This is a genomic window from Curtobacterium salicis, from assembly GCF_011759505.1.
Lineage (GTDB): Bacteria > Actinomycetota > Actinomycetes > Actinomycetales > Microbacteriaceae > Curtobacterium > Curtobacterium salicis.
Genome location: NZ_JAAOYO010000001.1, coordinates 662,386 through 687,400, shown reverse-complemented (window position 1 = coordinate 687,400; position 25,015 = coordinate 662,386). Strand labels below are relative to the sequence as shown.

The window sequence follows — 25,015 nt, the reverse complement described above, 5'->3', positions numbered from 1 at the left end:
CGCCTTCACAGCACACCCTCGCCCTTCGCATCGTCTTCTGCCTCGTCGACCACGCCACCCAGGAGGGTGTGCGGCCGCTTCCCGTGCGGCCTCGGAGTCGCGCGCAGGACCTCGCCGGTCTCGAAGACCTGCTTGGCATCGCGCAGCGCGGCACGCAACGCCGCGTTCGGGTCGCCCTCCCCGTCGACGTCGACCCCCTGACGGATCCGGGCGTGGACCTCGAAGCCCTCGTCCCCTGGAGCTGGGTCGATCCGGATCTCGAGCGAGCCCGCCAGACGCTGCAACGGTTCGGGGTACTCGCCGCCGCTCCGGAAGTCCTCCGCGTCACCGAGGACGGTGACGGCCTTCCACCCTTCCGGGTGCGCAGCGTCGCCGTCCGATCCGCGGTCTTTCTTCACGAGGGACCGCGCGACGAGTCCGGCTGCGACTCCTACCGCGCCGAGCCCGACCGCCACTGCCGCCTTGTCAGCCATGGTCAGGCAGCCTTCCCCGGCTTGAGGACGACCTTGGTCCACCCGTCGTCCCGGCTGTCGAAGTGTTCGTACGCGTCGGGAGCGTCGTCGAGCGGCAGTTCGTGACTGACGATGAAGGACGGCGTCGCCTTGCCCGCTGCGATCAGGTCGCGGAGCTGACGGTTGTACTTCTTGACAGGCGCCTGACCGGTGCCCATCGTCTGCCCCTTGAACCAGTGCAGTCCGATGTCGAACGCGATCTGTCCCTGCTTCGCCAGGTCGTCGGCGCCACCGGGGTCCTGCGGCACGAACACACCGACAGTCCCGATCTGTCCGGTGAACCGCACCGACTGGACCAGCCGGTTCAGCGTCAGGTTCGCCTGCTCGTCTCCGCTCGGTTCGTGCGCCTGGTAGCCGACGCACTCGCACCCGTTGTCAGCACCGAGTCCCATCGTCTGCTCGAGGACGGCCTCGACCGGATCGACCTTCGAGTCGTCGATGGCGATCGCGCCGATGGACTCCGCCAACCGGAGTCGGTCCGGGTGACGGTCGACGACCATGACCTTGCTCGCACCCTTGATGGTGGCCGACAGCGCGGCCATCAGTCCGACGGGGCCGGCGCCGTAGACGACGGTCTGGTCGCCCGGCTGCACTCCAGCCAGCTCGGTCGCGTGGTAGCCGGTCGGGAAGATGTCGGCGAGCATCACGTAGTCGGTGGACTTCTCCTCCGCGTCCTCGCCCAGACGGAGACAGTTGAAGTCGCCCCACGGGACCCGCAGCAGCTCAGCCTGTCCACCTGCCCACGGGCCCATGTCGGCGAACCCGTAGGCAGCGCCCGCCCACTCCGGAACCGGCTGCGCGGTGAGGCAGTAGTTGGTGAGCCCGCGCTCACAGTTCTTGCAGTGCCCACACGCGACGTTGAACGGCAGGACGACGTGGTCGCCCACCGCGATCTTGTCGACGCCGCTGCCGACCTCGATCACCTCGCCCATGTTCTCGTGCCCGAACCACCGCCCGGTCTCGAAGCTGGTGCGCCCCTCGTACATGTGGAGGTCGGACCCGCAGATGTTCGTCGTCGTGACACGCACCAGCACATCGGTCGGGCGCTCGATGCGCGCATCCGGGACGTCTCTGACCGTGACCTTGCGCGGCCCCTCGTACACGACTGCTCTCATGGTGGTCTCCTCCTGTGCATGACTCGTCTTCGAACGGGACGCGGGCCGGTCGGCCACGCGACACGTCCATGTCACGTCGCGCGACGAGGAGACGCCATCGGCAGACCTGCCGATGCGGATGCACGGCCAGCCGGGTCCCACGTCGACACCACCGTGGTAGGCCATGACGTACCGGATCCCGGACAGCGCATCCACACACGCTCCCGATCGTCGGAAGGTGGCGACCACCGTGACACGAACTGCCGTTCTCCAGCTCGCTGCGATCGCCGCGCACCCGGGCCCCGTCCACGAGCGGGCGCAGGCGCTGCTCGTCGAGCTCCACAACCACATCCCCTTCGACGGCGCATGGATGGCCCTGGCCGAACCGGGCGGGGCCGGGTACACGTCACTCGCGAGCACCGACCTCGAAGTGTCGAGCGTCCGCTACCTGAGCGGGCCGCAGATGGCGCGGGACATCGAGCTGACCGGTGCTGATCGCGCACGCCCACCCACCAGCCTGTCGGACATGCACTGGTCCTCGAGCGACCTGCAGACCTGGGCTGAGTGCCTGCTCCCTGCGGGGTTCCACGAGACACTGTCCGCCGCGCTGTTCGCGGACGGCGGGCGCCACGTGGGGTTCGTCACCGTGTTGTTCCAGAGCACCGAGCCGCCGTCGCAGACCGTCCGCCGGCAGCTCGCACGGGTCCTGCCGGGGCTCGCATCGGGTATCGACCCGGTGCGGGCGCTCGCGGCCGCAGCAGCGTTGATCAGCGGAGCCAGAGCCGGTGTGGTCCTGCTGCCCGAGCACGGGGTGATCTGCCTCCCGGGCCTGTGTGATGACGAACTCCTCGCGGCAGGATCGGCGTTGATCGCCGCCGCGAGGGACGCCGTCAGCGAGGGATCGAACTACGTCTCCTTCCTCTGGCCACGCGGGAGCCGACGGTCGCCGGACAGCTACGTGCGGGTGACGGTGCTGCCCTGCGAACGCGATCTCGTCACCGTTGCGTGCGGGGTCGTCGTCCTCTCGCCCGCCCCACGCCTCCGGGGGTTGACCCCGCGGGAACTCGAGGTGCTGGGTCACGTGATCGAGGGGTGCTCCAACTTCGAGATCGCCCGCGCGCTGGGTCTGGCTCCACGCTCCGTCGCCGCGCACATCGAGCACATCCTGTTCAAGCTGGACGCCCCGTCTCGGACGCTCGCCGCGGTCCGCGCTGAGCGTGCCGGCCTCTACGTCCCGCTCGCGCGAGCCGGGGCGGAGTGAGCGCCGCGACACCGGACGGTGCGCGGCCAGTCGACGAGGAACCACCAGGAAGGCAGCCTCATGTCCCACCTGTCAGTGAAGGCGTCCGTCGCCGCGGTCATCGGTCTCGTGGTGGCGGTGATCGCCGTGCTCCTCGGCGTCCCCGACCTGTCGCCGCTCCTGGGGTGGACCGCCGCCGCCGCGGTCTTCCTCGTGTGGGTCTGGTCCCGGGCGTGGCCCGCCGATCCCGGACGGACCCGGTCCCTCGCCCGTCATGAGGACGAGTCCCGGAGCCTGGTCGACTCGCTCGTCGTCACGGCCGCGCTCCTGAGCCTGGTGCTGGTGGTCTTCGCGCTCATCCGCAGTCAGCAGAAGGACCCGGTCGGTTCGGCAGCCGCCATCCTCGCGGTCATCGGCGTCGTCGCAGCCTGGGCGCTCATCAACACCGTCTACGCCTTCAAGTACGCGCGGATGTACTACCTCGACGACCGCCACCGGTTCGACTTCGACCAGGACGAGGACCCGTCCTACAGTGACTTCGCCTTCACGGCGTTCTCGATCGGGATGGCGTACAGCGCGAGCAGCATCACGCGTTCATCGACCCCCTCGCGCCGCGTCGCCATGGGCCACGCGCTCCTCTCGTACTTCTTCGGCACCTTCGTGGTCGCTGTCGCCATCAACCTGATCACCGGTCTGACGCAAGGCGGATGAGCAGAGCGGCGGCATGGCCAGAGGCCGATCCGGCCCGCTGTGGTGAGGTCGGCCATCCGTCGAGACCAGTTCGTCGGTACCACGATGCCGCTTCGACCGAACCGCCCATGTGACTGGGCGAGGGCCCGAATCGGAGCGAAGTCCGCTCCGATCCGGGCCCGGCGTACGGAGACCATCACACGGCTGCCGGGGCAGTCAGCGGGTCCGGTGCCCGGCGGGACCGCCCCGCGTCCGAGACGACCGCGAGGCCCTCACGCGCCCAGTACTCGAACCCGCCGATGAGCTCTCGCACGTTCGTGTAGCCGAGCTGCGAAAGCGTGAGTGCGGCTCGGGTGCTGCCGTTGCAGCCCGGCCCCCAGCAGTAGACGACCACGGCCGCGCCGGGGTCGGGCAGGACCTCGGCCACGCGGGCCGCCAGCTCGGCATTCGGCACGTGCACGGCACCCGGAATGCGCCCCTGAGCCCAGGCGGCCGCATCGCGGACGTCGAGCACGGTGAGCGCCGTGCCGGCGGCCCGGTCAGCGGCGAGGTCGGACGGGTCGGTCTCGTAGGTCAGCTTGGCGGCGAAGAAGTCAGCCGCAGTCAGTGTCGTCTGCACCAGACGATCAAAGCGCGACTTGGCGTGCTCGTGGAAGAGCGATCGCACGGTCGTCCGCGCGTCCCGCCGCGGAAAGAACGGTAGATTCCCGTCCGTGCCGTTGAATGCGCAGCAGACCCTCGATACCACCGATCACGACATCATCGCCGAACTGCAACGGGACGGCCGGACGAGCATCGCGCAACTGGCTCGCGTCGTGAACCTGTCCGCGAGCGCAACGGCAGAGCGGGTCCGTCGGCTCACCGATGGTGGCGTGATCACCGGGTACTCGATCACTGTCGACGCCGAGGCCCTCGGCTACACCGTGACCGCTTTCGTGCGACTTGCCTACCCGTCGGGGAACTACCGACCCTTCCACGACCTCGTCGCGGACATGCCCGAGGTGATCGAGGCGCACCACGTCACCGGAGCGGACTGCTTCATCATCAAGGTCCTCGCTCGTTCGATGCGTGACCTCGAGCGGATCACCGGACGACTCGCCACGCTCGGCGGGATCACCACCAACGTCGTCTACTCCAGCCCGGTCCCCGCACGGCACATCACCCCTGCCGAGTGAGCGTCGGGCGGAGGGTCGGACGTCGAGGTGGGGTGCAGCGGGCGACGGTAATTGCGAAGGGGACGAACCCGATCGCGCCGAGGAGGCCGGGCACCATGAGTGCCATGGCTCGGTTCCGCGGGCGGTGCTGATCCCGCCGAGGTCGACGACCCAGTCGTCGTCCCACCCGAGATCGTGCAGGGTCCGCACGAGATGCTTCGCGGCGAGGTCGGAGCGGCCCCGGTCAGAACGACATCGGCGTCAGGAACCACAGCAGGAACAGGCACCCATCGGCGACCAGCGCCAGTGTGCCGAGCGCGGTCCCTGCGCGTGCGGAGCGAGGCCGATCGACAGCGGTGGCGTCGGCGCGGCCGATCCGGATCGCGATGATGCCGAGCAGCACGGACGCCACGCACCACAGGTCGAGCAGGATGCTGACCCAGGGCAGCAGGGGGAACCCGAACTGCGTGGGGAGGTTGCCGGCGACCAACAGGACCGGCCCGGAGAGGCTCAGCGATCCGAACGTCCAGGCCCTCGACCTCGGCGGGGATGTCTGTTCTGCGGTCGTCACGTCGTGTCCCCTCGGTCGGGCGGGTGATCGTCGTCGATCAGGTCGCACTCGTCGACCTGCGACTCCGTCCGTCGACATGGTCCCAGCCCGGCATCGCACGGGGCATCATCCTCGGTGATGACTCACGACCGGATGCCGTGGTGCGGCGTCCGTCGTCGGAGCAGCAGGCACCCTGGTCGCACAGGAGCCCCGGCGGCGTCGTGCGACGCCACGACTGACGCCCGCCGCACCGTCCGCAGTCGTGGGACGTCAGCCGCGGTTCGCCAGCCGAGTGGCGTGCTCGCGGTCCTTCTGGTGTTCACGGACCACGGTGCTCACGGCCAGCCAGGTGACCAGCGTGCTGAACGCGCCGATGAGCAGTGTCCGGGAGATGCTCGACATCCAGACGATGGTCTGCACGTTCGCCGCGATGGTCGCGATGTCACCGCCGGTCTTGGAGAAGACCACGAGCGCGCTCACCCCCGTGCCGATCGCGCCGGCGAACATGATGATCGTGATCGCCGCGAGGGCTCCGCGCCAGCCGTTGTCCATGGTCCGACGGTACTGGGCGTCCTGCTGCACCGCGAGCACCACTCGAAGACACGGGAGGCGCGGTGCGGCACCCCGCGCCGGTCACGCGGGACGTGCCTCCAGGCCGGCCACCGGCCGCCCTCGTCGGTTCCGCGTGACGGGCCCGCGACTCAGACCGCCGGCCTCCAGCCGAGTGCCGGACCGAGTCGCTCCGCGATGTCGGTGATGATCTGGGCGGAGTCGTCCGGCTCGAGGTCGAACGGCAGGGCGAACGCGACCTCGGTGACCGCCTGGTAGCCGGCGTCGGCGCGCAGGCGGTCGGCGATCTCCTCCGAGCTCCCCATCAGGTCCGCGGCGAAGAGCAGCCCGCCGGGCCCGAACGGCACCCCGACCCGTCCGGAGCGCGAGTCGACGTACCGGCGGTACCGGGCCTGCTGTTCCGGTGTCGCGCTGTCCGTCGGGATGACCACGAGGCCCTGGGAGATCCGGGCGGTGTCCGGGGTGGGGTGCGCGTCGAGGTAGGCGTCGATCTGGGCCCGCTGGTTCGTGGCGAAGTCCGTGCCGACCTCGCTGCGTGTGACGCTCGAGGTGAGCAGGTGGAAGCCGTTCTCGGCGGCCCAGACGGCCGACCGGGTGCTCCCCGTCCCGTACCAGAGCCGGTCGACCAGGCCTGCGCTGAGGGGTTGGACCGAGCGCGAGAACTCCTCGATGCCGCGTCGCTCGACGGTGGCGGTGACCGGGTCTCCGCGGACGAGGTCGCGGAAGCGGAGGAGACGGTCGTGGCCGAGGTCCTCCTGGTCGGCGGTGTCCGGGTAGAGCGCGTCACGGTAGAGGTCGTAGTTCATCGGGGGCCCGGCGGAGAAGCCGGGGTTCAGGCGTCCGCCGAGCAGCACGTCCACCGTGCCGAGGTCCTCGGCGAGGCGGAAGGGGTTCTCCGCACCGATCGGCGTGACGGCCGTGCCGAGCTCGATCCGCGACGTCCGCTGCGACGCTGCCGCCATCACCGCGACCGGGGACGAGATGCCGTGCTGCAGGTGTCGATGGCGGAGCCAGGCGCTGTCGAGGCCCAGGGCCTCGCCACGCTCGATCACGCGGAGCGTGTCCTCGATCCCGAGTGCGGGGCGAGCGGGGTCGAACGTCCCGATGGTCAGGAAGCCGACACGGTCCGGGGGAGTTCCGTCGAGGGGCATGCGCCGATCGTGTCAGACATCGACCGCCCGGCGTGCGGGTGTCACGGTCCACCGCCGCGGACGCCGTCGTGGAGCGGCTCCGGAGGCCGGTTCATGACGTCCGGTTTCGTCCCGTGCCGTTGTGTTTCGCGAGGCGTTGTCACGGGGTTGCCGTCCTCGTAGCGTCGGGCCACCGACCGGGTCCCACTGGTCGGACGACGACCTGGGGACATGATGACCGACACGGCAGACGCCACACGAGTGCGATCCCGGACGCTCACCTTCCGCACGGTGCGGCCGGACGACCCGGCTGCCGCTCCGATGCTCGCCGACCTCGAGCGCGAGTACGACGACCGCTACGGCGACGACCTGGGGGAGCCGGCGTCGGTGGAGATCCACCGGTACCCGCCGGAGCAGTTCACCGCGCCGCTCGGCACGTTCGTCCTGCTGTACGAGGGTGGCCAGCTCGTCGCCGGGGGTGCGTTCAAGCCGTACGACGAGCAGACCGTGGAGTTGAAGCGCATCTGGACGGCCCCGTCGGAACGCGGCCGCGGTCTCGCCGCCGAGGTGGTCCGGGAACTCGAGGCGGAGGCTCGTGGCCGCGGCTACTCGCGGGTGTACCTGACGACGGGGCCGCGTCAGCCCGAGGCGGTCCGCCTGTACCGCCGGCTCGGGTACACCCCGCTGTACGACGTCACCCTGCCGGCGGAGGAGGTCGGCATCCACCCGTTCGAGAAGACCCTCCCGTCGGCCGTGCCGCCCGTGCAGGCCGGACCGGCAGCGCCGGACGTGTCGGGGGCCCTGAGCCGTCCGGTCGTGCCGCTGCGGCACCCGTTGCGGTGGATCGCTGCCGCGCTCGTGCTCGTCCTGCTCCTGAACCTCGTGCAGACGCTGTTCACCAACCCGTCCTGGGAGTGGCCGCGGGTCGGGAAGTGGCTGTTCAGTCCCGCGATCCTCACGGGCCTGCAGCTCACCCTGGTGGCGACGGCCCTCAGCGCGGTGATCAGCTTCGCCGGGGGAGTCCTGCTGGCGATCGCCCGGCTGTCCCGCAACCCCGTCCTGTCGAGCCTGGCGTGGGGGTACGTCTGGCTCTTCCGGTCGGTGCCGCTGATCCTCGTGCTGGTGTTCCTCTACAACCTCGGCAACCTGTACCCGTCGGTCGGGATCGGGATCCCGTTCGGACCGCAGTTCTCGGTCCCGACGGCGAACCTGCTCAGCGACCTGGCGATCGGGGTGACCGCGCTGAGCCTGAGCGAGATCGCGTACGCGTCCGAGATCGTCCGCGCCGGGGTCCTCGCCGTCGACCACGGTCAGCGCGAGGCGGCACAGGCCCTCGGGCTGCCGCGGCACCGGCAGTTCCTGCGCATCGTGCTGCCGCAGGCGCTGCGGTCGATCGTCCCCGCGTTCGTGAACCAGGTCGTCGGGCTCCTCAAGGCCAGTTCGCTGCTGTTCTACGTGTCCCTGCTCGACCTGTTCGGGGTGGTGCAGAACCTCAGCAGCACCTACCCGACGGACATCATCCCGCTGCTCGTCGTCGCGACGATCTGGTACCTCGTGCTCACCAGCGCCGTGTCGGTCGTCCAGTACCACGTCGAACGGTGGACGGCCCGCGGCACGGTCCGGGTCCTGCCCGCGACACCGCTGCAGCGCGTGTGGTTGGCGGTCCGGCGACACCGACCGGTGGTCCGGACGAGCGCGGAGACCACGACGGCGAACCACGACGACGGGAAGGTCATCTGATGTCCGCGACGATCAGCATCCGCGGTGCGGTGAAGGCGTACGGCGACCACCGCGTCGTCGACGGCATCGACCTCGACCTGCCGGCCGGCAGCGTGACCGTCGTCATCGGGCCCTCCGGCTCCGGGAAGTCGACGCTCCTCCGGGCGGTCAACCACCTGGAGCCGCTCGACCGCGGTGTGGTGACGATCGGCGACGAGACCATCGGGGTCCGCCTGCACCGGGGCCGTGACGGCACGGCCCGGTACCGGGAGCTGCCGGAACGGACGATCCTGCGGCAGCGCGCCCGGATCGGCTTCGTGTTCCAGCACTTCAACCTCTTCCCGCACCTGACCGCGCTCGAGAACGTGGCCGAGGGGCCGATCGCGCAGGGGGTGGCAGCGGACGTCGCGAAGCAGCGGGCTCGTGACCTCCTCGGCCAGGTCGGTCTCGCCGACCGCGCCGACTCCCGCCCCCGTCAGCTGTCGGGCGGGCAGCAGCAGCGGGTCGCGATCGCGCGTGCACTCGCCCTGTCGCCCGAGGTGGTCCTGCTCGACGAACCGACCTCCGCGCTCGACCCGGAACTGGTCGGGGAGGTGCTCGGTGTGATCCGGGACCTCGCCGCGACGGGCTGCACCCTCGTCATCGTCACCCACGAGGTGGCGTTCGCCCGGGAGGTCGCGGACCACGTCGTGTTCCTCGACCACGGACGGATCGTCGAACAGGGGCAGCCCGCAGAGGTCCTCGACGACCCGCGACACCCCAGGACCCGGTCCTTCCTCGCCCGCTTGCGCTGAGCACGCCAGCGACGGACGAACCAGATCCGGACCGGGACCCAGACCCGGACCCAGACCGCACCACGCCGCACCACGACCCAGGAGAACCATGTCCCGCACCCACACCCACCGCTGGCGCACACATGCCGGCGCGCTCGTCCTCGCCGCCGGAGTGGCCGTCGCCCTCACCGGATGCAGCCCGTCCGCGAACGCCGACCCGTCGTCCGCCGACGGGACCGTCACCATCGGCGCGGCCTCGAACGGCGCGGCGAAGGAGACCCGGATCGCCGTCCAGGAGGACGCGGCACTGCACGACGCCCTGCCGTCGGCGGTGCGGAAGTCGGGCGAACTCGTCATCGGCATCGGGGCACTGCCGGCGGGCTTCCCGCCGCTCGCGTTCACGGGCGACGACCAGAAGACGCTGACCGGTGCCGAGCCCGACCTCGGACGGCTGGTCGCCGCGAAGCTCGGGCTCGAGCCGAAGGTGCAGAACTCGACGTGGGACAACCTGTTCGTCGGCATCGACACCGGCCGGGTCGACGTCGGCTTCTCGAACGTGACGGACACCGAGCAACGGAAGGAGAAGTACGACTTCGCGTCCTACCGGCAGGACAACCTGGCGTTCCAGGTGCCGAAGTCGTCCGACTGGACCTTCGCCGGTGACCCGTCCGTCCTGGCGGGCAAGACGGTCGCGGTGTCCTCCGGGACGAACCAGGAGAAGATCCTCCTGGAGTGGCAGAAGCAGCTGGAGGCCGCCGGCGAGACCCTGACGATCAAGTACTACCCGGACGCGAACGCGACGCTGCTGGCGTTGCGTTCGGGCAAGATCGACGCCGCGTTCGGGCCGAACCCGTCCATCGCCTACCAGAACACCCAGAGCGCGGGGAGCGCGAACCCGACGAAGACAGCGGGCACGTACTCCGGCGCCGGGTCGTCACTGCAGGGCCTCATCGCGGCGACGACGAAGAAGGACAACGGCCTCGTCGAGCCGCTGCAGAAGGCGATCGACGAGCTCATCGACGACGGCGCGTACGCCACCTGGCTGCAGACCTACAACCTGTCGAACGAGGCCGTCCCGCGGTCCGAGGTGAACCCTCCCGGCCTGCCGCTCGACAACGGGTGACGGTCCGGCGGGTGACCGCCATGACGGGAGGCCGGTCAGCGATCCGCTGGCCGGCCTCCCGTCTCCTCGACCTCGGGTCTCAGACACCCCAGGCGTCGGCGAGGAGCCGGTACGACCGGACACGGGCGTCGTGCGCATGGGTGATCGTGGTGACGAGCAGCTCGTCCGCGCCCGTCACCCGGCGCAGGGTCTCCAGCCGCTCCACGACGTGCTCGGGTGTCCCGACGAACCGGGTCGCCAGGCGGTCGGCGACCGTGGCGACGAGGTCATCGGACAGCTCCGGGGCGTCGTCGGGGGACGGGTACGGGATCGCGCCGATGCCGGAGCGGATGGAACGCACCCAGGCGCCGTACCCGCGGGCCAGCCGCGTCGCCTCCGTGTCCGTGTCGGCGACGACGACGTCCGCTGACACGACGACGTGCGGCGCGTCGAGGACGCCCGGTCGGAACGCCTCCCGGTAGGCCCGGACCGAGTCGAGCACGGTGCCGGGTGAGGAGTGGTAGTTCGCACCGTAGGGGAGTCCGAGGGAACCGGCGATCCGGGCGCTCTCGCCACCGGTGGACCCGTGGATCCACAGCTCCGGAGCCGAGTCCGGACGGGAGGCAGGGGTCGCCTCGACGACGACACCGTCCCGTTCGAAGGTGCCCGCGAAGAAGGCGCGGATCGTGCTGAGTTCGTCGGCGAAGCGTTCCACGTCCCCGGGCACGCGGCCGAGGAGTTCGCCCTGGAGGGCGAACCGGCTGCCCGGCGCGACACGGAACGGGAACGGGGCCGGCACGACGAGACCGTCCACGACCTCGTCCGACCGCGCGGCTGCGGTCGCCGGTGCCGGCGGGCGGACACCCGTGCCGGGCGCGGGCGCGCCGGAGCGGCCGAGTCCGAGGTCGAACCGCGGGCCGTGGAGGCCGACGAGCGTGCCGAAGGCCTCAACGATCTGCAGCGCCCGGACGTTGCCGACGAGGGTGGCCGCGCTGCCGACCCGGATGGTCGACGTGGCAGCGGCGACCGCACCCATCACGAGGTTCGGCGCGCTCCCCGCGACGCCCGGGTTCAGGTGGTGCTCGGCGAGCCAGTACCGGGCGTAGCCGGCGGCTTCGGCCTCGCGAGCCAGGTCGACGGTGTTGAGGAGGGCTTCGGATGCGGTCGAGCCCGCGCTGACGGGCACGAGGTCCAGGACGGACAGCGGGACGCGGGTCATGCTGCGTCCAGCCCGAGGGTCTGCCGCAGCGTCGCGTCCGGGTCGTACGCCTGCCGGTACACGCCCCGCTCCTGCAGCAGCGGGATGACACGGCCCACGAACTCGTCGAGCCCGTAGGGGTTCGTGTGCGGCACGACGACGAAACCGTCGGTCGCCCGCGCCTGCACGTACCGGTCGATCTCCGCAGCGATGTGCTCCGGCGTGCCGACGAAGCCGCCCCGGGTGGACACCTCGATCACCAGGTCCCGGATCGACAGGTGTTCCGCCTCGGCACGCTCGCGCCATCCCCGGACCAGCGGCTCGACGTCACGGACGTGCCGGACCCGGCCGCGGGTGATCGGTCCGCCGTCCAGGTCCGGTTCGACCTCGGGGAGCGGACCGTCGACGTCGTACGCGGAGAGGTCGCGGTTCCAGACCTGCTCGAGGAACGCGATGGCGGTCGCCGGACTCACCTGGGCGCGTCGGATGGCCCGTGCACGCTCCTCGGCCTCGGCGGTGGTGTCACCGAGGACGAACGTCGCCCCCGGCAGGATCACCAGGTCGTCCGCCGACCGTCCGGCCCGCTGCAGCCGCGCCCGGAGGTCCTCGGAGAACCGTCGGGCGTCCTCGAACTCGGTGTGCAGCGAGAACACCACCTCCGCCCGGGTCGCAGCGAGGTGCCGGCCCTCGTCGGAGTCGCCCGCCTGCACGACCACCGGGCGCCCCTGCGGGCTCCGCGGCACCGGGAACGTCCCGGTCACGTCGAACTGTGGCCCGTGGTGGTCCACGTCGCGGATCCGGGAGCGGTCGGCGAAGCGCCCCGACGCACGGTCCACGACGACCGCGTCGGCCTGCCACGAGTCCCAGAGGTCCCGAGCGGTGTCGACGAACTCCGCGGCCCGGATGTACCGGTCGGCGTGGTCCAGAAAGCCACCGCGTCGGAAGTTCGCCCCGTGGAAGGCGTCCGAGCTCGTCACGACGTTCCACCCGGCTCGGCCACCACTGAGGTGGTCGAGGGTCGCCAACTGCTTCGCGAGCTCGAGCGGCTCGTTGAAGGTCGTCTGCAGGGTCCCGACGAGACCGATGTGGTCGGTGACCCCGGCCAGGGCCGCGAGGATCGTCAGCGTGTTCGGGCGCCCGACGACGTCGAGATCGTGGATCCGGCCCTTCTGCTCCCGCAGCCGCAGCCCCTCGGCGAGGAACAGGAAGTCGAACAGGCCGCGTTCGGCGTTCCGGGCGAAGTGCTCGAACGACGAGAACGCGATCTGGCTCTCCGCCCGGTCGTCGCTCCAGACCGTGGTGTTGTTCACGCCGGGGAAGTGCGCGGCGAGGTGGACCTGGCGCTTGCTCATGCGCGGACCTCCGGAGTTCGGGCGTGGCGGCTGACCGCTGGGGCGATCCCGAGTCGGGAGCGCAGGTCGGCCACGGGGCGGGACGAGACGTCGGCACGGAGGCCGGCGGTGACGAGGGCCGGGACCAGCTGGCGTGCGATGGCCGTGCTGTCCCGCGGCGTGCGGAGCGGCCGGAGCCGGACGCCGGCGATCCCGGCATCTCGGAGCGAACCGATGCGCGCCACCAGCTCCGGGACGGTGGTCGCGAGCACCGCGGCGTCCGACCCGGACCCGAGCGCGTACGGTCGACCGGCGGCCTCGTCGAGCGCGGCCAGTTCGTCCTCGGCCAGGGCTCTCGACTGCTCGATGAGCACCGCGAGGTCGGCGATCACCGGACGGGAGGTCCGCGACGGGTCCGTCTCCTCCAGGTGACGGATCTCGGTCACCAGGTCAGGCGCCTCCCGGCCGTCGAAGCCGGGCGTGACCAGGACGACGTCCGCGACGTCGACCGCCAACGACGCTGCGTCCGCGCGGTGCGCGAGGACGAACACCGGCGGGCGACCCTGCGGCGACCGGGGGACGATCGACGCACCGTGCACCGACACGAACTCGCCCCGGAACTCGGCGTTGTGGATCCGGTCGCGGTCGATGAAGCGACCGGTGCGGACGTCGCGGATGATCGCGTCGTCGTCCCAGCTGTCCCAGAGCCGCGAGACGACCTCGGCGACCTCACGCGCCTCCGCGAACAGGGCGGCGGCGGTCTCGCCGTCCGGTGCCGACGTGGTCGTCGGGAACGTCCGGCGGCCGAACAACGCGGCCTCGCGGGCGGTCGGACTGACCTGCAGACGCCAACCGGCCCGACCGCTCGAGAGGTGGTCGAGGGTCTGCACGCTCGTCGCGACGTGGAACGGTTCCGTGTGCGTGACGCTGACCGTCGGCACCAGACCGATCTGCCGGGTGGCGGGCGCGACCGCAGCCGTCACGAGCAGGGCGTCGAGTCCGCCGACGACGGTCGTCACGTCGAGGTCGCCGTCGTCGCCGAGCGGGCCGGCGGTGAACGAGTCCTCGACGGTCACCGCGTCGACGCCGAGCCGGTCCTGTTCGACGATGACGTCCCGCCAGTGACGGAGGCTGCGGAGTCGTTCGGCGCCGGAGTCGGGGGCACGCCACGCTGCGGGGTGCCACCCGGCTCCACGCAGCGCCGTGACGAGGGCGAAGCGATCAGGCATCTGTACCGCCCCGGTGCGTGCGTCCGGCGGGGGTCTGCTGCTCGTGGACCGTCGCCCAGGTCGTGTCCTGCTCGCGGTCGAGGGGGTCGCTCATGCCGCGACGGTACGACCCCGGCCAGCGTCGGCCTCGCTCTGTTGCGACACATGACCGCGGGTTGCGTCACATGACGCCGTCCCCGGTGCAGGTCAGCGGTCGAACACCTCCGGCAGGGTCGCCACGAAGGCGTCGAAGTGGCTGTACCAGACGGAGTGCGCCGCACCGGGGATGCTCCGGACGTCCACACCGGACGCCGTCAGCGCCGCAGCGGTCGCGTCGTCGACGAAGTGGCTCGGGTCCGCGCGGACGACGATCGAGCCCGGCCGCGGCGGCCACGTCCCACCCGGTCCCGCGGCGATGGCCGCCGCCGTCACCGGGTCGAACCGGGAGGCTGCCCGTGCCTCCACCTGACAGTCGCGCTCGCCGTAGTGCGGCTTCTCCGCGCGGAGCCGGTCCTCGGTCCGGCTGTCCCGTTCGGCCTCGTACTCGGCCTGCACCTCGGCCCGGTCGTACCCGCCGCGGGTCCTGAACGGGGCATCGACGCACACCGTGATGCCGGCGTCGAGCCGTCCGGTCGCGACGGCCGCGGTGAGCACGAGGCCGCCGAACGAGTGTCCGAGCGTGGCGACCGGTCGGACCCCCAGCACGTCGAGCGTCCCGGCCACCGCCGCAGCGGCGTCGAGGACCGTCATCGTCGGACTGCGCGGGGAGCGTCCGTGCCCGGGCAGGTCGAGGGCGACCACACGGAGGCCACGTTCGGCCAGGAGATCCGTGATGCGCCACCAGCTCTCCGCCGCGCCTGTCATGCCGTGGAGGAGCACCACCGTCTCGTCGCCGTCCCCGGCCGTCTCGGCGTGCAGTCGCATCCCCACATCGAAGCACGGCCGATGCGTTCAACGGCGATTCACCGTGAGTTCCGCACGGTGCAGGGAGTTTCGCATGTTCGGCCCATATCGTCATCGCAAGCGCGCTTGCGTGAACTCCTCTGCGCTGGTCGAAGGACCGCGATGACGGAAGGTCGGTCCCTCGTTGACCACCACTCCTGTCCAGTCGGGCTACACCCGCACCCGTCCCGCGACGAGCGGACGGGGTTCGAGCACATCGACGTACTCGGCGGTCCTGGCACAGGTGAAGGAGCACGACCTGCTCCGACGCCGCACCGGCTTCTACTGGTCCCTGTTCGGCTCCCTGGTCGGCGGGCTCGCCCTCGCATGGGTGGCGTTCTCGTTCCTCGGTGACTCCTGGTTCCAGCTCATCGTCGCCGGCGTCCTCGGCGTGCTGTTCACCCAGTTCGCGTTCCTGTCGCACGAAGCGGCACACCGTCAGGTCTTCGCCTCCCAGCGCTGGAACGACCGGGCCGGCCGCTACGTCGGGACGTTCCTGGTGGGCCTGTCGTACTCGTGGTGGATGAACAAGCACACCCGTCACCACGGCAACCCGAACACCGTGGGCAAGGACCCGGACATCGCGCCCGGCGTCATCGCCTTCATCCCGGAGGACGTGCCCGCGTCCGGCCTGAAGCGTGTCTTCACCCGCTTCCAGGGCTGGTTGTTCTTCCCGCTGCTCACGCTCGAGGGCATCAACCTGCACTGGTCCGCCGTCCGCGCCGTCGTGAGCGGCACCGGCACCACCGCCGACCGACGGCACCGCATCATCGAGGGCACCCTGCTCGCTGCTCGGTTCGCGATCTACCTGACTGCCGTGTTCTGGTTCCTGCCGTTCGGGATGGCGTGTGCGTTCCTCGGTGTGCAGCTGGCCGTGTTCGGCGTGATGATGGGTGCCTCGTTCGCCCCGAACCACAAGGGCATGCCGACCATCGCGCACGACGCCAAGGTCGACTTCTTCTCGCGCCAGGTCCGGACCTCGCGCAACATCCGCGGCGGCTGGTGGGTGTCGTTCCTGATGGGCGGCCTGAACTACCAGGTCGAGCACCACCTGTTCCCCTCGATGCCCCGCCCTGCACTGAAGCAGGCACGGCTCCTGGTCCGGGACCACTGCGACAGCCTCGACGTGCCCTACACCGAGACCACCCTGCTGCGCTCGTACGGCATCGTCGTCGCCTACCTCAACCGCGTCGGACTCGCGGCCCGCGACCCGTTCACCTGCCCGATGGTGTCGCAGCTCCGGATCAACTGACCGCAGGCGGATCGTCGGTGCTTCCGCGATCCGCCTGAACCGGGCAGGATCGGAGCATGGTCTTCACCCCGGCGTCGGCTGCCGACATCGCGCAGCTGGGGGAGTTCCTCCGCGATGCCGACCTGACCCTCGCAGGGCTCGACGACGAGTCGGTCCGGCTGTGGGTGGATCGTGACGCGGACGGCACGGTCGTCGGCAGCACCGGGTACGAGTGCAGCCGTGACGGCCGGGACGTGCTCGTCCGCAGCGTCGCGGTCGCTGCCGACCGGCGGTCGGCAGGCGCCGGGACGCAGCTGGCCCAGTTCGCCCTCGATCGGGCGGCGGACGAGGGTGCAGAGCGTGCCTGGTTGTTCTCCGGGCGGTCCGGGCCGTTCTGGCAGGGTCTCGGCTTCGTTCCGGCGGACCGGCAGGCGCTCGTCGCGGCCCTGCCGGAGACGCAGCAGGTGCGCCTCTTCCTGACGACGGGCCAGCTGGACCGGGAGGTCGCGTGGACACGTCCACTCGGCGGAGGACTTCCGGACGCACCGGCGCGCGCCCAGCGCGCTGACCGCAACCGGGCGCGTTCCCGTTCCTGAGCAGGCCGCGAGCAGTCGGTTCGACGCCGCGTCAGGTGCGAACCCACCTCGGCTCGTCGTCCTCGTCCTCGTCCCCGGCGGAGCGCCGCTGCCACCGCTCCCCATCCGGCTCGATCACGATGTCGTCGGTCAGCCAGAACGTCTCGTCCGGTGACCAGCCAGCGAGGACCGTCGCACCGCCGTCGACGTCGATCGCCCGACCGGCTGCGGCGAGGTAGCCCTGCACGGACACGTGCACGGCGTCGTGGTCCGCCGCGACGGCCGCGTAGTCGGGGAGGAACCAGTGCGCCTCGCGCCCGGTCGACTCCCACCACACCCGGCGTCGTGCCCACCGCGCCGGCATCGGGTAGCGCTCGACCAGGCGCGCCCAGTCCGCGGCGCCGTGCACTTCGAACACCCGGGCGCCGACTGGCGGCTGCAGGGATCGGAGCAGGACCTCGTCGTCGCCGAAGGAGTCCTCGACCAGGGTCGACCCGGACGAGCCGAGGCCGTCGATGCGCCGCGTCGACGACGGCAGGATCGCTGCTCCGCCGGGCTCGTCACCGAACTCGTGGGGCGTCGACCACCAAGTGCCACCAACGGCGTCCGCCACGGGCCCGGCGACGCGGGATCGTCCTTCACTGGCGATGACGTTGCGCCGCCACCGGTCGAGCACCTCGGCCATCGGCCCTGCGGACGCGACGACCTCCGGCACACCGTTCCGCACCGGGTGGGTCACCCATTGCGCCGTCCGGTCGACGTCCGTCCCCCACCACGAGGCGGCGGGGGAGGCGATGACCGCCTCAGCCACAGCCCGGAGTGCGTTCCGCACGGCCGGGAGGCCCGTGATCGCGTCCTCGACGAACGGCGGCTGCCACGGCATCGCCGAGTCGACCGAGTGCTGCAGTACGGGGAGGAACCGCATCGGATCGGTCCACGAGGCGAGCTCGGTCGCGTCGACATCGGACAGGACTGCGGCGAGGGCGTCGACGGTGTCCTGCTCCAGCCGGAGGTCGGCGAGCAACCCGTAGCTCGCGGTGATCGGGTCGAGGAGCGCCCTGACGGCCCGGTCCACGCCCGCGTCGAGCCCGGCGGCCACGGCCAGGCAGAGCGTCCGGAACCGGGGACCGTCGAGGAGGTCGTCGAGCGTCGTCTGCTGCACCACCGGATCCTTCCACGCCCGGGCCGCCTGCAGGAGGATGGTGGCGGCGACGACGCTGGTCGCGCCTCCTGTCCGTGCCGACGACGACCGGCGGCTCGACCCGTGAAGGACACCCCATGCAGCCCACCACCCTGACCGGATCCGTCGCCCTGGTGACCGCGGCGTCCCGCGGCATCGGCCGCGCCGTCGCACTCGACCTGGCCGCGCACGGGGCCGATGTCGCGCTCGGGGTCCGCGATCCCGAGGCAGCGGCCGGCCTCGCCGACGAGATCCGCGCGATGGGCCGGCGTGTGGCGGTGGTGGCGATGGACGTCACCGACCTGCCCTCCTGCCGGGCCGCCGTGGACACCGTCGTCACGGAGCTCGGCACGATCGACGTGCTCGTGAACAACGCCGGCGGTGGCATCGTCGAGGACGCCCTCGACGTGACCGAGGAGCACTTCGACACGGTGTGGGCGCTGACGACGAAGTCGACCTTCTTCGTGTCGCAGTACGTGGCCGAGCACATGCGGACCGCCGGTGGCGGATCGATCGTGAACATCGCCTCGCAGGCCGGGCTCGTGGCGCTGCCCGGGGAGTCCGTCTACTGCCTGAGCAAGGCGGCGGTGATCCACCTGACGAAGTGCCTGGCGGTGGAGTGGGGGCCGTACGGCATCCGCGTCAACGCGGTCGCGCCGACCTTCATCGAGACCGACGGCACCGCAGCGGCTCTGTCGGACGAGGCGTTCCGTGCCGACACGGTGGAGCGGATCGCGGCGCTGCACCGGATCGGTCGGCCCGAGGAGGTCGCCGCCGCGGTGACGTTCCTTGCGGGGCCGGGTGCATCGCTCGTCACCGGGACGGCGCTGCCGATCGACGGGGGCTGGACGGCGCGATGACGATCGGACTCCGTCGGATGGCCCCGCGCGACCCCGCACAACGGCACCGCGCAGCGACGCCGTTGGAACTGCTGTTCGACCTGGTGTTCGTCGTCGCGGTCGGTCTGGCGGCGACGAACCTGCACGAGATCGAGGCCGAGGGGCACCTGGCGTCGGCGGTGTTCTCCTACTGCCTGGTGTTCTTCTCGATCTGGTGGGCGTGGGTGAACTTCACCTGGTTCGCGACCTCGTTCGACACCGACGACTGGCTGTACCGGGTGATGACGGTGGTGCAGATGGCCGGCGTGCTGGTGCTCGCCGCCGGGGTGCACGACGCGATGGTGGACGCCGACTTCACGATCGGCATCATCGGGTACGTCCTCATGCGTCTGGCACTCGTCGGGCAGTGGATCCGTGCCGCCGTGTCCTCGCCGCGGTACCGCCGGACCGCCACGCGGTACGCGGTCGGTGTCGTCCTGGTGCAGCTGCTCTGGGTGGCGTCCCTCACCCTGCCGCTCGAACTCCGGCCGGTCGCGGCGCCGTTCCTCATCCTCGCCGAGGTGCTGGTGCCGGTGTGGGCGGAGACCGGTGCCGAGACGACCCAGTGGCACACCCACCACCTGGCCGAGCGGTACTCCCTGTTCACGCTCATCGTCCTCGGTGAGGGGCTCGTCGCCTCGGCGAACGCGGTGATCGACGCCCTGGCCCACACCGAGCACCTCGGCTCGCTGCTCACCCTCGCCGCCTGCGGGCTCGTCATCACGGTCGGCATGTGGTGGATCTACTTCTCGCGCGAGCAGCACGACCACATCCGGTCGCTGCCGACCGCGCTGCTGTTCGGGTACGGGCACTACGTCGTGTTCGCCGCCGCCGGTGCGCTGCCGGCCGGGATCGAGGTCGCCGTCCAGGCCGACGCCGGTCACGGTGGCCTGACCTCGACGGCGGTCGCGGCGACCGTCGCGGTACCCGTCGCCCTGTTCGTCCTCTCCATCTGGTGGCTGGCCATCCGCCCGTCGCTGACCCCGCGGGTGAACGCCGTCGTGGTCGCCCTCACCCTGGCCGTCGTCGCGTCGGTCGCGCTGCCGGCGGTGTCGCTGCCGCTGACCGCGGTGCTCGTCGTGGCGGTCGTCGTGACGCTCGAGGTCGCGTCCTCCAGCGGGCACCGCGAGCACCCCGAGGGCTGACCCTCGCCGTCGTCAGCCGGTCAGGCGCGGGTGCGAGACGCCAGGGCGATCCGGACGCCCCGGTACGCCAGACCGACCACGGTCACCACGACCCCGCCGACGATCGAGGGCACCGGGAGCGCCGCCACGAGGACGACGCAGCCGATCGCGCCACCGACGGCTAGGAGGCGCGGGTACCGCCGGTCGGTCCGCTCCTGGGTCAGGGCGGCCAGGTTCGCGACGAAGTAGTACAGCAGCACCCCGAAGGACGAGAACCCGATCGCGCCCCGCAGGTCGGTCACGGCGACGAGGACGCACACGACCAGGCCGAGCGTGACCTCCGCACGTGCGGGGACCGCCGTCCGCGGGTGCACGGCGGCGAACCACCCCGGCAGGTCGCGGTTCCGCGCCATCGCGAGACTCGTCCGGCCGATGCCCGCGATCATCGCCAGGAGCGCCCCGAGGGCCGCAGCAGCGGCTCCGACCTGCACGACCACGCCGGCCCACGGCTGCCCGGCCGTCGCGACGACGGACCGGAGCGGCGCGTCGGAGGCGGCCGTGCCTCCTGGCCCGAGGGCGTGCAGCGTGGCGATCGCGACCAGCGCGTAGACGACGAGTGCGATGCCGAGCGCGGTCGTGATCGCCCGGGGGATCGTCCGGACCGGGTCGATGACCTCTTCGCCGAGGGTCGCGATGCGGGCGTACCCGGCGAAGGCGAAGAACAGGAAGCCGGCAGCCTGCAGGACACCGGACGGCGTCGGCGCGGTGCCCGGGGCGTCGACGGTCGGTCCGGTGTGGGTGAGTCCGATGACGACCACGACCGTCAGGGCGACCAGTGCGACCGCGACGAGGACGCGGGTGAGGAACGCCGTCCGGGTGATGCCGAGCGTGTTCACCAGGGTGAGCGCGAGGACCGCGGCGATCGCGACGGGCTTCTGCCACGGAGCGGGGGCCACGTAGGCGGCGACCGTGATCGCCATCGCGGCAGAACTCGCGGTCTTGCCGATCACGAACCCCCACCCTGCGGCGAAGCCCGCCCAGGGGCCGAGGCGCGCCCGGCCGGACACGTACGCGCCACCGGACGTCGGGTACTGCGCGGCGAGCTGCGCCGACGACGTGGCGTTGCAGAACGCGATGACACCGGCCACCACGAGGGCGACGAGCAGTCCGCTGCCGGCGACGGCCGCGGCGGGCGCGAAGGCCGCGAACACGCCGGCACCGACCATCGAACCGAGCCCGATCACGACGGCGTCCCGCAACCGCAGTCGTCGGGCGAGCGTGCCGGGGGTCGTGGAGGTCATCCCCGGATCCTGGCGGCGCCAGGTGAACACTCCGGGTGCGCCGCCGACCCGCGCCTCCCGTCCCGCGCCTCCCGTCCCGTCAGTCGGAGCCGACGGCGACCGTCTCCCGACGCTTCTGCCGCCACGCCTCCGCCGGACGGTCCTCGCCGTTCCACACCTGCACCACACCCCACACCGCTGCGACGAGCGGCACCGCGACGATCGCCCCGGTCACGCCCGCGACCACGGTGCCGGCCGTCAGCGCGACCAGGACCACGAGTCCGTGCAACTGCAGTGACCTGCCCATGAGCACCGGCTGCAGGAAGTTGCCCTCGACCTGGTTCACCACCACGACGATGACCACGACCGCCACGGCCTGCCACGGCCCGAGGGTGACGAGCGTCACCAGCGCTGCCAGGAGCCCGATGATCGGCGCACCGATCATCGGGATGAACGACGTCACGAACGCCACCACCGCGAGCGGGACGGCCAACGGCACCCCGAGCAGGAGCAGCGCGGTCCCGATCGCGAACCCGTCGAACGTGGCGATCGCCGCCTTCCCCCGCACGTAGCCGCCCAGGGTCGACACCACCCGGTCCCCGATGCGCCGCGCCCGCTCGTACGACGCGCCCGTGAACGGGCGGAGCAGGAACTCCCACAGCGCCGGACCGTCCTTGACGAAGAAGAACAGGATGACCGCGGTCAGCACCGTTCCGGTCACGAAGCTCGTCAGCGCGGACAGGCCCGCCAACGCGCCCGCACCGAAACGGGAACTCGTCACGAAGCCGACGACCGTGTCCACGAACTGGTCGATCTGCCGGTCCGTGATCGTCACCGGCAGGTGCTCCACCCGGTCGTGCAGCTGCTGCAACCCGTCCACCGCCGACTCCCGCAACGCCGGCATCTGCTGCGACACCGCCGCCACGAGCAACCACCCGATCGCGGTCAGCACAGCCAGGACCGCCACGAAGCACACCAGGGTCGCAGCAAGCGACGGCACCCCGTGCCGACGCAACCACCCCGCCATCGGGTACATCGCGGACGCGATGATGAGCGCCAACAGCACCGGGATCGTCACCACACCGACCTGGGACAGGGCGGTCACCAGGACACCCAGGACGAGCAGCACCCCGATGACCTGGAAGCACCGGACCGCCAGACGGCCGAAGCCGTCCGACCACGGTGACCGACGTCCGGGGAATGCACCCGGTGTCGTCGTCGGATGTGGCGTCGACGACCCGGCCGGGGTCGTCGACGACGAGGCGTGGCGGAGGAAGGGCATGACGCTCCGGACGATCAGCGCGGCACGACGACGGAGCCGTGCCGCTGCAGGTGGACGGGTCACGGCAGCGACGACCCGCCCCGACCGTACCCGGACGGCACCGCACTCGCGTCCCCTGCCGTTCACCCGACCTGCCTACCGTCACCCCTGATGCCGTCCCCGCACGCCCCGTTCCGCACCGACGTCCACGCCGTCCGCGCCGTGGCCGTCGTGCTCGTGCTCGTCTACCACCTCGACGTCGGCTGGCTCCGCGGCGGCTTCGTCGGCGTCGACGCCTTCTTCGTCGTCTCCGGGTTCCTCATCACCGGACAGCTGCTCCGCCGGCTCCGCGACACCGGACGCATCGACCTCCCCGCGTTCTGGGCCCGACGCGCACGCCGACTCGCCCCGGCCGCACTGCTCGTCCTCGCCACCACAGCGACCGCCGCCGTACTGCTCACCCCACGGGAGGACTGGCCCACCCTCGGCACCCAACTGGCCGCCAGCGCGCTCGCCGTCGAGAACTGGGCGCTCGCCGCCTCGAGCACCGACTACCTGGCGGCCGGGGACCCGTCCACACCGTTCGAGCACTTCTGGTCGCTCGGCGTCGAGGAGCAGTTCTACCTGCTGTGGCCGCTCCTGCTGCTCATCGTGTGGCGGGCGGCGCGACGACCGGGGTCACGGACTCCGGCGACCGCGGACCGGGCCCTCCTGGTCACCGTCGTGATCGTCATCGCCGTGTCCCTCACCTGCTCGGTCGTCCTCACCACCCGCGACCCCGCACCCGCCTACTTCTGGCCGCACACCCGCGCGTGGGAGTTCGGCGTCGGCGCGCTCCTCGCGCTCAGCCCGAGTGCGACGACCGATGCCCCGCGTGTCCGCGCGGCGCTCGCCGCCACCGGCTGGCTCGGCCTCGTCGCCTGCGGGCTCCTCCTCACCCCGGCCGTCCCGTACCCGGGGATCGCCGCCGTCCTGCCCGTCACGGCCACCGCCCTCGTCATCGCCGGCCGGACCGAGACCGGCCCGCTCGGCCGAGCCACGCGCCTCCCGCCCGTCCGCTGGCTCGGCCGCGTCTCGTACCCCCTGTACCTCTGGCACTGGCCCGTCGCCCTGCTGCTCCCACGGGCCCTCGACCTGCCCACCGCGGCACGCGTCGCCGCCACGGTGGTCCTCGCCGCCGGACTCGCGCACCTCACCACCGTCCTCGTCGAACGTCCCGTCACGACCGGGAGGCTCGCCCACCTCCGTCCGCGCGTCACCCTGGCCGTCGTGGCCGCGGCCACCGCCCTCGTCCTCGTCGTCCCCGCCGTCGGGTGGGGCGCACTCACCGGACAGCTCCGGCAGGACCGCGCCCTCGCCGCCGAGCTCAGCACCGACGGCGACCGCTGCTGGGGAGCCGCCGCCATCGCCCCGGGCAGCGGCTGCGCGGTCGCCGGGGAGCCCGGACGCGGGACCACCCCGTCGACCATGACCGCCGCCTACGACGTCGACCCCACCTGGGACGACTGCCAGGCCGAGGCGACCGACGCCCGCAGCTGCGTCGTCGGCGTCCGCGGCGGCACCCGGGTCGCCCTGATCGGCGACTCGCACGCCCACCAGTGGTCCTCGGCGCTCATCGCCCTCGCCGAGCGACGCGGATGGGAGCTGCACCTCATCGTGAAGGGCGGGTGCGAGTTCTCGCACGTCCGCTGGAGCGACGTCTCCGCCGGTGACGACCGACGCTGCGGTGCCTGGAACCGTGCCGTCGACCGGTCGCTCGCCACCTCGGCGCCGTACCGTCTGGTCTTCACGTCCTCCCGAGCCGACCTCCGTGGCACACCCGTGGGGACGGACCCGGCGAGGAGCGCACGCGACGGGTACCGGGCCTCCTGGCGACCGCTCATCGACCGCGGGGCGAGGATCGTCGCGATCCCGGACACCCCGGCCGTCGGCAGCGGCGTGCAGCACTGCGTCGATGAGCACCCGGGCGACCCCGGCGCCTGCCGGATCAGCACCGAACGGGCGTTCGCCGCGGGGGACCGGCTCGTCGCGGCAGCCCGGGCGACACCGGGGGCGGTCGTGGCGGACATGACACCGTCGTTCTGCGCCGACGGCGCCTGCCCGGCGGTGATCGGGAACGTGCTGGTCTACCGGGACTCGCAGCACCTCACCCGCACCTACGTGACCACACTCGTCGGGACGCTCGGACGGCGGACGGACGCGGCCCTCCGGGCTGCCGGATGACCATCCCACCAGGGCGGACGCGAGCGGTCCTCGCTGCCAGGCTGGGATCT

General features: G+C 71.6%; 24 protein-coding genes. 11 read left to right on the top strand and 13 right to left on the bottom strand.

Going from position 1 to position 25,015, the window contains the following annotated elements; genetic code table 11:
* Positions 1-5: 5 nt before the first annotated feature.
* A complete protein-coding gene (locus E9228_RS03275) occupies positions 6-473 on the bottom strand; it encodes a hypothetical protein (RefSeq protein WP_166779140.1) in 468 nt (155 codons plus the stop codon).
* 2 nt (positions 474-475) lie between these two features.
* A complete protein-coding gene (locus E9228_RS03270) occupies positions 476-1,627 on the bottom strand; it encodes a glutathione-independent formaldehyde dehydrogenase (protein ID WP_166779139.1) in 1,152 nt (383 codons plus the stop codon).
* Between the two features lie 229 nt (positions 1,628-1,856).
* Here E9228_RS03270 and E9228_RS03265 point away from each other — a divergent pair, with 229 nt between their 5' ends.
* Positions 1,857-2,867, top strand: a complete 1,011-nt coding sequence (locus E9228_RS03265; RefSeq protein ID WP_166779138.1) for a LuxR C-terminal-related transcriptional regulator — start codon at positions 1,857-1,859, stop codon at positions 2,865-2,867.
* A 60-nt stretch (positions 2,868-2,927) separates the two neighbouring features.
* On the top strand, positions 2,928-3,557 hold the full coding sequence (locus E9228_RS03260) for a DUF1345 domain-containing protein (protein ID WP_166779137.1): 630 nt from the start codon (positions 2,928-2,930) through the stop codon (positions 3,555-3,557).
* A gap of 175 nt (positions 3,558-3,732) precedes the next feature.
* Here E9228_RS03260 and E9228_RS03255 read toward each other — a convergent pair whose 3' ends face one another.
* Positions 3,733-4,155, bottom strand: coding sequence for a rhodanese-like domain-containing protein (locus E9228_RS03255; RefSeq protein ID WP_341849744.1), 423 nt, complete (start codon positions 4,153-4,155; stop codon positions 3,733-3,735).
* Positions 4,156-4,249: 94 nt separating this feature from the next.
* On the opposite strand from E9228_RS03255, the gene E9228_RS03250 reads away from it, so the two are divergent.
* Complete coding sequence (locus E9228_RS03250) at positions 4,250-4,711, top strand: winged helix-turn-helix transcriptional regulator (protein ID WP_166779136.1); 462 nt, start codon at positions 4,250-4,252, stop codon at positions 4,709-4,711.
* A gap of 223 nt (positions 4,712-4,934) precedes the next feature.
* Here E9228_RS03250 and E9228_RS03245 read toward each other — a convergent pair whose 3' ends face one another.
* From E9228_RS03245 to E9228_RS03235, 3 genes are all read right to left on the bottom strand, one after another.
* On the bottom strand, positions 4,935-5,261 hold the full coding sequence (locus tag E9228_RS03245; protein WP_166779135.1) for a hypothetical protein: 327 nt from the start codon (positions 5,259-5,261) through the stop codon (positions 4,935-4,937).
* Between the two features lie 249 nt (positions 5,262-5,510).
* On the bottom strand, positions 5,511-5,792 hold the full coding sequence (locus E9228_RS03240) for a hypothetical protein (protein ID WP_166779134.1): 282 nt from the start codon (positions 5,790-5,792) through the stop codon (positions 5,511-5,513).
* A 149-nt stretch (positions 5,793-5,941) separates the two neighbouring features.
* The gene (locus E9228_RS03235) at positions 5,942-6,961 is read right to left on the bottom strand and encodes an LLM class flavin-dependent oxidoreductase (protein ID WP_166779133.1); all 1,020 of its coding nucleotides are present in this window, start codon (positions 6,959-6,961) and stop codon (positions 5,942-5,944) included.
* A gap of 213 nt (positions 6,962-7,174) precedes the next feature.
* Here E9228_RS03235 and E9228_RS03230 point away from each other — a divergent pair, with 213 nt between their 5' ends.
* From E9228_RS03230 to E9228_RS03220, 3 genes are all read left to right on the top strand, one after another.
* On the top strand, positions 7,175-8,680 hold the full coding sequence (locus tag E9228_RS03230) for a GNAT family N-acetyltransferase (RefSeq protein WP_166779132.1): 1,506 nt from the start codon (positions 7,175-7,177) through the stop codon (positions 8,678-8,680).
* Complete coding sequence (locus E9228_RS03225) at positions 8,680-9,453, top strand: amino acid ABC transporter ATP-binding protein (RefSeq protein ID WP_166779131.1); 774 nt, start codon at positions 8,680-8,682, stop codon at positions 9,451-9,453. Before E9228_RS03230 ends, E9228_RS03225 begins: the two co-directional genes overlap by 1 nt.
* Positions 9,454-9,541: 88 nt before the next feature.
* Positions 9,542-10,555 (top strand): ABC transporter substrate-binding protein, encoded by a 1,014-nt coding sequence (locus E9228_RS03220; RefSeq protein WP_166779130.1) that lies wholly within the window; start codon positions 9,542-9,544, stop codon positions 10,553-10,555.
* A gap of 79 nt (positions 10,556-10,634) precedes the next feature.
* On the opposite strand, the gene E9228_RS03215 is transcribed toward E9228_RS03220, so the two are convergent.
* The 4 genes from E9228_RS03215 to E9228_RS03200 all read right to left on the bottom strand — a co-directional run bounded on the left by E9228_RS03215 (position 10,635) and on the right by E9228_RS03200 (position 15,195).
* Positions 10,635-11,753 (bottom strand): LLM class flavin-dependent oxidoreductase, encoded by a 1,119-nt coding sequence (locus E9228_RS03215; RefSeq protein ID WP_166779129.1) that lies wholly within the window; start codon positions 11,751-11,753, stop codon positions 10,635-10,637.
* On the bottom strand, positions 11,750-13,084 hold the full coding sequence (locus E9228_RS03210; RefSeq protein ID WP_166779128.1) for an NtaA/DmoA family FMN-dependent monooxygenase: 1,335 nt from the start codon (positions 13,082-13,084) through the stop codon (positions 11,750-11,752). Before E9228_RS03210 ends, E9228_RS03215 begins: the two co-directional genes overlap by 4 nt.
* Complete coding sequence (locus E9228_RS03205; protein WP_166779127.1) at positions 13,081-14,292, bottom strand: LLM class flavin-dependent oxidoreductase; 1,212 nt, start codon at positions 14,290-14,292, stop codon at positions 13,081-13,083. Before E9228_RS03205 ends, E9228_RS03210 begins: the two co-directional genes overlap by 4 nt.
* A gap of 186 nt (positions 14,293-14,478) precedes the next feature.
* Positions 14,479-15,195, bottom strand: coding sequence for an alpha/beta fold hydrolase (locus E9228_RS03200; protein ID WP_166779126.1), 717 nt, complete (start codon positions 15,193-15,195; stop codon positions 14,479-14,481).
* Positions 15,196-15,358: 163 nt separating this feature from the next.
* Between E9228_RS03200 and E9228_RS03195 the strand changes: the two genes are divergently transcribed.
* On the top strand, positions 15,359-16,465 hold the full coding sequence (locus E9228_RS03195; protein ID WP_166779125.1) for a fatty acid desaturase family protein: 1,107 nt from the start codon (positions 15,359-15,361) through the stop codon (positions 16,463-16,465).
* A 56-nt stretch (positions 16,466-16,521) separates the two neighbouring features.
* A complete protein-coding gene (locus tag E9228_RS03190; protein ID WP_166779124.1) occupies positions 16,522-17,040 on the top strand; it encodes a GNAT family N-acetyltransferase in 519 nt (172 codons plus the stop codon).
* Between the two features lie 31 nt (positions 17,041-17,071).
* On the opposite strand, the gene E9228_RS03185 is transcribed toward E9228_RS03190, so the two are convergent.
* Positions 17,072-18,181 carry a hypothetical protein gene (locus E9228_RS03185; protein WP_166779123.1) on the bottom strand — a complete coding sequence of 370 codons (1,110 nt, stop codon included), beginning with the start codon at positions 18,179-18,181 and terminating at the stop codon, positions 17,072-17,074.
* A 116-nt stretch (positions 18,182-18,297) separates the two neighbouring features.
* Between E9228_RS03185 and E9228_RS03180 the strand changes: the two genes are divergently transcribed.
* Both E9228_RS03180 and E9228_RS03175 read left to right on the top strand, forming a co-directional pair.
* Positions 18,298-19,059, top strand: a complete 762-nt coding sequence (locus tag E9228_RS03180; RefSeq protein ID WP_166779122.1) for an SDR family NAD(P)-dependent oxidoreductase — start codon at positions 18,298-18,300, stop codon at positions 19,057-19,059.
* Positions 19,056-20,222 (top strand): low temperature requirement protein A, encoded by a 1,167-nt coding sequence (locus tag E9228_RS03175; RefSeq protein ID WP_252727522.1) that lies wholly within the window; start codon positions 19,056-19,058, stop codon positions 20,220-20,222. Before E9228_RS03180 ends, E9228_RS03175 begins: the two co-directional genes overlap by 4 nt.
* Positions 20,223-20,242: 20 nt before the next feature.
* Here E9228_RS03175 and E9228_RS03170 read toward each other — a convergent pair whose 3' ends face one another.
* Positions 20,243-21,502 (bottom strand): APC family permease, encoded by a 1,260-nt coding sequence (locus E9228_RS03170; RefSeq protein ID WP_166779121.1) that lies wholly within the window; start codon positions 21,500-21,502, stop codon positions 20,243-20,245.
* A gap of 79 nt (positions 21,503-21,581) precedes the next feature.
* Positions 21,582-22,826 (bottom strand): AI-2E family transporter, encoded by a 1,245-nt coding sequence (locus E9228_RS03165; protein ID WP_341849743.1) that lies wholly within the window; start codon positions 22,824-22,826, stop codon positions 21,582-21,584.
* A gap of 87 nt (positions 22,827-22,913) precedes the next feature.
* Between E9228_RS03165 and E9228_RS03160 the strand changes: the two genes are divergently transcribed.
* Positions 22,914-24,965 (top strand): acyltransferase family protein, encoded by a 2,052-nt coding sequence (locus tag E9228_RS03160; RefSeq protein WP_166779120.1) that lies wholly within the window; start codon positions 22,914-22,916, stop codon positions 24,963-24,965.
* Positions 24,966-25,015: the final 50 nt, after the last annotated feature.

What these genes read in the sequence shown, in the direction of transcription:
- E9228_RS03275 (WP_166779140.1), bottom strand. Translation starts at nt 473, where the DNA reads ATGGCTGACAAGGCGGCAGTGGCGGTCGGGCTCGGCGCGGTAGGAGTC.
- E9228_RS03270 (WP_166779139.1), bottom strand. Translation starts at nt 1,627, where the DNA reads ATGAGAGCAGTCGTGTACGAGGGGCCGCGCAAGGTCACGGTCAGAGAC.
- E9228_RS03260 (WP_166779137.1), top strand. Translation starts at nt 2,928, where the DNA reads ATGTCCCACCTGTCAGTGAAGGCGTCCGTCGCCGCGGTCATCGGTCTC.
- E9228_RS03240 (WP_166779134.1), bottom strand. Translation starts at nt 5,792, where the DNA reads ATGGACAACGGCTGGCGCGGAGCCCTCGCGGCGATCACGATCATCATG.
- E9228_RS03235 (WP_166779133.1), bottom strand. Translation starts at nt 6,961, where the DNA reads ATGCCCCTCGACGGAACTCCCCCGGACCGTGTCGGCTTCCTGACCATC.
- E9228_RS03230 (WP_166779132.1), top strand. Translation starts at nt 7,175, where the DNA reads ATGACCGACACGGCAGACGCCACACGAGTGCGATCCCGGACGCTCACC.
- E9228_RS03225 (WP_166779131.1), top strand. Translation starts at nt 8,680, where the DNA reads ATGTCCGCGACGATCAGCATCCGCGGTGCGGTGAAGGCGTACGGCGAC.
- E9228_RS03220 (WP_166779130.1), top strand. Translation starts at nt 9,542, where the DNA reads ATGTCCCGCACCCACACCCACCGCTGGCGCACACATGCCGGCGCGCTC.
- E9228_RS03215 (WP_166779129.1), bottom strand. Translation starts at nt 11,753, where the DNA reads ATGACCCGCGTCCCGCTGTCCGTCCTGGACCTCGTGCCCGTCAGCGCG.
- E9228_RS03210 (WP_166779128.1), bottom strand. Translation starts at nt 13,084, where the DNA reads ATGAGCAAGCGCCAGGTCCACCTCGCCGCGCACTTCCCCGGCGTGAAC.
- E9228_RS03205 (WP_166779127.1), bottom strand. Translation starts at nt 14,292, where the DNA reads ATGCCTGATCGCTTCGCCCTCGTCACGGCGCTGCGTGGAGCCGGGTGG.
- E9228_RS03200 (WP_166779126.1), bottom strand. Translation starts at nt 15,195, where the DNA reads ATGCGACTGCACGCCGAGACGGCCGGGGACGGCGACGAGACGGTGGTG.
- E9228_RS03190 (WP_166779124.1), top strand. Translation starts at nt 16,522, where the DNA reads ATGGTCTTCACCCCGGCGTCGGCTGCCGACATCGCGCAGCTGGGGGAG.
- E9228_RS03180 (WP_166779122.1), top strand. Translation starts at nt 18,298, where the DNA reads ATGCAGCCCACCACCCTGACCGGATCCGTCGCCCTGGTGACCGCGGCG.
- E9228_RS03175 (WP_252727522.1), top strand. Translation starts at nt 19,056, where the DNA reads ATGACGATCGGACTCCGTCGGATGGCCCCGCGCGACCCCGCACAACGG.
- E9228_RS03170 (WP_166779121.1), bottom strand. Translation starts at nt 21,502, where the DNA reads ATGACCTCCACGACCCCCGGCACGCTCGCCCGACGACTGCGGTTGCGG.
- E9228_RS03160 (WP_166779120.1), top strand. Translation starts at nt 22,914, where the DNA reads ATGCCGTCCCCGCACGCCCCGTTCCGCACCGACGTCCACGCCGTCCGC.